Source organism: Halochromatium sp. (assembly GCF_046541315.1).
GTDB lineage: Bacteria > Pseudomonadota > Gammaproteobacteria > Chromatiales > Chromatiaceae > Lamprobacter.
The window spans coordinates 1-2,821 of the sequence record NZ_JBKHDN010000282.1 but is presented as its reverse complement, the minus strand read 5'-3'; the positions used below and the strand labels follow the sequence as shown (position 1 = coordinate 2,821).

The window sequence follows — 2,821 nt, the reverse complement described above, 5'->3', positions numbered from 1 at the left end:
GGCGGCGGACCAGGACGCGCGCGAGCCGCAGTGCTTGGTGCCAACACAGTCGATCGATTGGTTGGACCCCCAGGAGCAGACCCTGCACCTGGCGGTCGGGGCGCGGGAGCTGCGCACGGCGCCGGCGATGCCGAGCCCGGTGGCCTTCGACGGGCGCTCGCGGGTGCGCGTCTACGAGCCGGCTTAAGGTTGCCAACCCGGTTGTCATCATGCATCCCACCACCAACCAGCGTCACGGCCTCGCCCTTGCGGCCGCCATGGTCCTTGGCATCCTTGGCGGGGTCGGGCTGTTCACGCTGGGTTATGGGAATGGCCTGGCCTATCTGACCGATGACCCAACCGCCTGCACCAACTGCCACATCATGCAGGATCATTTCGACGCCTGGGTGAAATCGAGCCATCAAGGGGTGGCCGGCTGCAACGACTGCCACCTGCCGGCGGACGTGATTGGCAAGTGGCTGACCAAGGCCGACAACGGCTTTTTCCATGCGTTGGCCTTCACCACCGGCCAGTTTCACGAGCCGATCCAGATCCGCGCGCGCAATCGGCGCGTGACCCAGTCCGCCTGCCTGCATTGCCACGCCGCCTTCGTCGATCACATGCGCCCGGCCGAGCCTGGTGGCGAGATGCAACGCTGTGTCCACTGCCATCACGACGTCGGTCATGCGCTGCGGCGCTGAATCCCCATCAGAGGTCGAGAGGTCTATGATGAAACAGACGCCTACCGGGGCTCGCCGGCATCGCCCCAGCCATCAACGCGGCCGCGCCCTGATCATCGGCGCGGTGTTCGTCTTCGCGCTCCTCGCCACCCTGGTGGTGACCTCTGTGCTGATCACCATGTTCAGCCACAAGCAGGATGCCCGCCAGCCCTTCGTGCGGGTAGTCGAGGTTGACGAGATCACGACCGATCCGGAGCCCTGGGGCAAGAATTGGCCGCATCAGTTCGACGGTTGGAAATCGACCTCGGGCGCGGAGTTCTACGGTGGCAGCAGCGCCATGCCGCAGAGCAAGCTCGAGGCGCAACCTTGGCTCAAGCGCCTCTATGCCGGCTACGCCTTCAGCATCGACTATCGCGAGGCGCGCGGTCATGCCTACATGCTCTACGATCAGGGCGTGACCGAGCGCGTCACCCAGAAACCCCAAGCCGGCGCCTGCCTGCACTGCCATGGCTCGGTCAACGTGCTCTATCGCCGGGTGGGCCTGGAAGCGCAAGGCGAGGAGGTCACCCAGGAGCGGCTCGCCGCCGAGCTCGACATGCCGGCGATGATCCGCGGTTTCCAGGAGCTCAGTCAGCAGCCCTATCAGGAGGTGCTGGCCCTGCTCTACGCCACCCCGGACGGCACCCCCGGCGAGAACGAACCGGTCTTTCCCACGCCACCACCCGGCGGCTTTACCGGCGAGTACGCCGGTGAGGCGCTGCCCGAGGACCATGCACGGATGCTTGGCGAGGCCCATCCGGTCAGCTGTGTCGACTGTCACGACCCCAAGAGCATGGCGGTGCGCGTGACCCGGCCGGGCTTCATGCTCGGCATCGCCGCGCTCGCCGAGGGCGACGGCGCCGTGCCGCATCTCCCCAGCATCGAGCAATGGCGCCAAGGCGATCGCCGTGAGCCCTATGACCCGAATGAACTGGCCAGCCGCCAAGAGATGCGCTCATTCGTCTGCGGCCAGTGCCATGTGGAGTACTACTGCGCCACCAAGGACACCCTGACCTTCCCCTGGGCGCATGGCCTCGGCGCCGATGACGCCGAACGCGTCTGGGAAGAGAAGGCGTTCCCCGACGGCAGCGCCTTCTACGACTACGCGCACGGTGAGACCGGCGCCAAGGTCTTCAAGGTCCAACATCCCGAGTTCGAGCTCTGGAGCCAGGGCATCCATGCCCGCAGCGGCGTCGCCTGCGCCGACTGCCACATGCCCTATGAGCGCAAGGGCGCGATGAAGGTCAGCAACCATAACGTGCGCAGCCCGATGAACGCCGTCAACAGCGCCTGTCAGACCTGCCACAACGTCCCCGAGGACGAGATTAAGGCACGGGTCGAGGCGATCCAGAACCGCACCGTCGTGCTCACCGAACGGGCCGGCGCGGCGATGACCGAGATGCTCGACGCGATCCTGGAAGCCAAGGCGGGCGGTGCGAGCGAGGCCGAGCTGGAGGACGTCTTCGAGCTACAGCGCAAGGCGATGTGGCGACTCGATTACATCAGCAGCGAGAACTCCAAGGGCTTCCATGCCGACCAGGAGTCCGCGCGCATCCTGGCCGAATCCATTGACTACAGCCGCCAGGCGCAGTCGGCGGCCCTGCGCCTGCGCGCGCCCGAGGCCCCGAGCACCGAGGATCTGCCGACCGAGCCGGTCAAAGGGGTCACGCCAACCGGCGAATCGCCAGCGGCGACGCCTGAGCCCGTCACGTCGCCCGAGTAAGCTGACCGAGGAGGCCGATGATCATGGCTTATCCGAGACGCGAGCAGCGCTGGAGCCGCATGCCTTGGTGGCAAAAGGCCGCCATTTGCTGCTCCCAGCCGACGCTGTTCTACAGTCTGATGTTCGCCTTCCTGGGGCTTTTGTTCCTGCTCGGGGCCTTCTCTCTGGACCCCGACATGTGGACCGTGGGCCTGATCCTGATCCTGGTCTCGGCGATCATGCTGATCACCTATCTGGTGCTCGCCTATCGCGCCTTCGGGCGCGGTGATCGCGATGCTGACGCTAGCATCGATCACGTGAACCGGAAGCGGTGATGTCGTGTTCGGAATCCAGCGCGCCGCGCCCACCTCGGCCGGATCGCGAGCGGCGCAAGACAGCATCAAGCGCACGCCCCATCATT

Annotated in this window: 4 protein-coding genes; all 4 read left to right on the top strand. The window is 66.1% G+C overall.

Annotated features, from left to right (window positions below; genetic code table 11):
• The coding region (locus tag ACLFQI_RS13165; protein WP_410759997.1) for a hypothetical protein at positions 1 to 187 on the top strand (187 nt) is incomplete at its 5' end.
• A gap of 22 nt (positions 188 to 209) precedes the next feature.
• The gene (gene nrfH, locus ACLFQI_RS13160; protein WP_410759996.1) at positions 210 to 680 is read left to right on the top strand and encodes a cytochrome c nitrite reductase small subunit; all 471 of its coding nucleotides are present in this window, start codon (positions 210 to 212) and stop codon (positions 678 to 680) included.
• 28 nt (positions 681 to 708) lie between these two features.
• The gene (locus tag ACLFQI_RS13155) at positions 709 to 2,421 is read left to right on the top strand and encodes an ammonia-forming cytochrome c nitrite reductase subunit c552 (protein ID WP_410759994.1); all 1,713 of its coding nucleotides are present in this window, start codon (positions 709 to 711) and stop codon (positions 2,419 to 2,421) included.
• Between the two features lie 23 nt (positions 2,422 to 2,444).
• Positions 2,445 to 2,735: a hypothetical protein gene (locus ACLFQI_RS13150; protein ID WP_410759993.1), complete on the top strand. Its 291-nt coding sequence runs from the start codon at positions 2,445 to 2,447 to the stop codon at positions 2,733 to 2,735.
• Positions 2,736 to 2,821: the final 86 nt, after the last annotated feature.